The 2,397-nt window shown below is 65.0% G+C and carries 3 protein-coding genes; 2 read left to right on the top strand and 1 reads right to left on the bottom strand.

The window, feature by feature from the left end:
* Positions 1 to 311: hypothetical protein (locus VFW69_RS12670; RefSeq protein ID WP_526501726.1), on the bottom strand; the 311-nt coding region annotated here is incomplete at its 3' end.
* On the opposite strand from VFW69_RS12670, the gene VFW69_RS12665 reads away from it, so the two are divergent.
* Together VFW69_RS12665 and VFW69_RS12660 are read left to right on the top strand one after the other, a co-directional pair.
* The gene (locus VFW69_RS12665; RefSeq protein ID WP_526501724.1) at positions 282 to 1,016 is read left to right on the top strand and encodes a hypothetical protein; all 735 of its coding nucleotides are present in this window, start codon (positions 282 to 284) and stop codon (positions 1,014 to 1,016) included. The genes VFW69_RS12670 and VFW69_RS12665 overlap by 30 nt on opposite strands.
* A gap of 154 nt (positions 1,017 to 1,170) precedes the next feature.
* The coding region (locus VFW69_RS12660; RefSeq protein WP_526501722.1) for an ATP-binding protein at positions 1,171 to 2,397 on the top strand (1,227 nt) is incomplete at its 3' end.

The raw sequence follows: 2,397 nt of genomic DNA, 5'->3' as shown, positions 1-2,397 counted from the left end.
GGTAAAACACTTTTCGCACTACGTCGACGTTGTCGCGTTTTCGGTTTAGCGCTCAGGAGGTGAGTCGGCGGCCGGCAAGGAGTCAATTTCTCTGTCCGCAGTTCGATGTCAACCAGCGCTTGGCCCGACATTAATGTGACGGAACGTGATCCCTTGGCGCGCGCCACAGTATGCATGTACAACCGGAGGTGGATGTAGTCGACTTCTCCAAGATCCGCGATGCGGCCGAGTACCGGGAACGGGTCGAGCACGCCCGCGCCGAGGCGCGCCGGCGTTATCACGTGCACCTGGCCGCGGTATTCGATCAGCATGGCTCTCCGCAACCCGAAGCGCTTGCCGACTTGGCACTCAACGCGCTGACGGACTGGCGCTATATGGACAGCGGTGAGCGATGTCGGTGCGGCTGCCATCCGCGGCTGCCCGAAAGTGACCTGCACGATTACGGATTCGACTGTGTATGTGCGCGCACACCCGAGCAGCGCGGCCGTGCGTTCCACGATTGGCTCGATGACATCAAAGCGTTCTGGAGATCACCAGAAGGCCAGCAGATCAAAGCCGAAGAGCAGGCCGCTGAAGCCGAATTACAGGCATGGCTCGCAAGGCAACAGGGGGTCACCATCGGCGACCACGGCGGCCTGGTGCCCGAGCAGTGGAGCGGCGACGTGGATGGCCACAGTTTCTATTTCCGTGAACGCCACGGCGAATGGCGAATCGAGCTCGACCTGCGGCCAAGCGGTCGCTTTGTACGAACTCTGGCCGGGACTGACAGCGATGGTGGGAACCAATACCACGAGCGCGAGCTGGAGGTGGGCGACGTAATCGCTTCTGGCGCCATCGATGTCGAGGGATACGGGACGACGCCAGTGCAGCGGGCAGAGTTCATCATCGACACCATCCGCATCCATCTCGCCCGGCAGGCCTGCACACTGCATCACGACGACCCGTCATCGATCCAAGCCTGGCTGGGCATCGAAATCAGATGGTGCCCTGCCTGCGGAACCCGCCTAGCCACCTGATGACCCAGGCAGCCAGTACTCGTCGTCAGTGCCAGCCCACTACGCGTGGAGCGCCAGGGTTGCGGCGTGGCAGGCGAAGTGTAAACCAGTTGACGACCTATGGGGCGGGTGGGAGTCTGTTGGGCTGCCCTGTTGGCAAACTACCTCAAAAGCGATGAACCACAACGAGAACGAACCAACCGATGTGCCTGCCGCGCTGACGGGCGGCGCAGACGATTCCCGCCGGGCCATCACCGACATCAACGGCTGGCTGGACGGCCTGGACGGCGATGTGCGATCCACGCTGCGCGCGCTCGGCGAGCTACTGGTCGGCGTCGCCGACCGCGACACCGCCGAGAACGCCGACCGGTTCACCGCCCGCTGCCTCCGTGTGCCGGACTGCGGACATCTGCTCGACGAGGAACGCCCCTTAGCTCCGGTATCCCGGTTGACCACGGCCATGGCCCTGGCGCAATGGATCGATGAGCATATGCACGCCTGCGAGATCGGGCCGGGCGAGTTGGCTCACCCGCCGACGTGGACGCAGACCGAGATCGGCGGGCAGTGCTACCGCCACCCACTGTGCCTGCGCGTGCACTTTCCCGCCGGGACGCTGCTCGATGACACCGGATGCGTCATCCACATCGAGATACGGGAGACTTTCATGCGCTCGGCTCAAGTGAGCGTATTCGTGACCCCGGATAACCAGGCGCACGCCCGCGCGGTACTGGATCGGCTCGGCGAAAGCGCCAGCGCGCTCAACCCTTACCGGGGGCGCGTGGTGCGCGCCACTGACGACCATGGGTTGAGGTTGACCCTCATCGACTTGCCGTCGACAGCGACGCGCCAGAACATCATCGTCAACGACGAGGTCTGGACCGAGGTCGACCTCGGCGTGACCGCCATACGCGAGCGGCACCGGGTGCTCAACGCGCACGGCCTCGGGGCGCGGCGCGGGGTGCTGCTGTGCGGACCTCCTGGCACCGGCAAATCGGCGGTCAGTGCGGTCATAGCCAAAGAGGTGGTCGGCGACTTCACCGTCATCTACGTCGCGGCCAAGGCCGGCGCGGAACTGCTGACCGCCGTTGTCGAGGAGGCGCAGCGCCTTGAGGGCCCGGTCCTGCTCGTCCTCGAAGACGTCGACCTATGGTGCCGAGACCGCACCACCGGTGGTGGGGGACTGTCGGAGCTGTTGCAGGCCATGGACATCCAACCCGACGCCCGCATCCTGACTGTGGCCTCCACCAACGACGCCGAAACGCTCGATCAGGCAGCCATCCGCACGGGGCGATTCGACTCCGTCGTCGAAGTCGGCTACCCCAGCCGCGCCCACGCCGCCGAAATCCTGGCGGCACTCATCCGCGACCTGCCCGGCGGGCAAGCCGTTGATACCGCGACCGTG

The organism is Mycobacterium sp. (genome assembly GCF_036273375.1).
In the GTDB taxonomy this organism is placed as follows: domain Bacteria; phylum Actinomycetota; class Actinomycetes; order Mycobacteriales; family Mycobacteriaceae; genus Mycobacterium.
The sequence above is the reverse complement of the archived record's forward strand: the minus strand, read 5'-3'. Positions and strand labels throughout refer to the sequence as shown.